The organism is Flavobacterium sp., assembly GCF_017744675.1.
In the GTDB taxonomy this organism is placed as follows: domain Bacteria; phylum Bacteroidota; class Bacteroidia; order Flavobacteriales; family Flavobacteriaceae; genus Flavobacterium.
Genome location: NZ_JAGIAV010000017.1, coordinates 1 through 557 on the forward strand (window position 1 = coordinate 1; position 557 = coordinate 557).

Genomic DNA, 557 nt, shown 5'->3' on the forward strand with positions numbered 1-557 from the left:
CATTATCAGTTCTCAAAGATCATTGTGAAGAAAAAAATATAATAATAAAAACAGATACAAATATTTCTTTTTCAAACGAACAGGCCACAAAAAAGCAAAACGAATTGACAAGGTTATCAATCCAAATGGAAAAGTAATAATAAAATCATAATGAAATCATCTGAAACTAATGACTATTCTTGGTATAGAAAATTTCATAGAATAGTTATCCAAGGAGAAGAGATTCATGAAGTCATTATTCTAAAAAATAAAGAAAAAGGAAAACTAATTATTTATAATTTCTGTGGCCAAAAAATAAGCGAGCAAAATCTTAGCAGTGAAGAACTATATAATAATTACAGGTTTTAGATTATCATTTATCATGTATCATTGCGTTACCCCACGAACCTTCTGTCCGCTTCAATTTTTTCGGAAAAAGGTTTATTAGCCTTGGCGCTGTCTGCCGCAAAAGGATGAGGCTCCTTTCACTACGTTTTTACGTAAAAAAAAAACAGAAAAGCTCATAAAACAGAAAACCCCATCCGGATTGGATAGGGTTTTCAAAAGAAAGGCGACGA

At 31.2% G+C, this 557-nt stretch carries 1 protein-coding gene; it reads left to right on the top strand.

The annotated features are described in order from the left end of the window. Window positions 1–150: 150 nt before the first annotated feature. Window positions 151–348: a hypothetical protein gene (locus J7574_RS23140; protein ID WP_290974725.1), complete on the top strand. Its 198-nt coding sequence runs from the start codon at window positions 151–153 to the stop codon at window positions 346–348. Window positions 349–557: the final 209 nt, after the last annotated feature.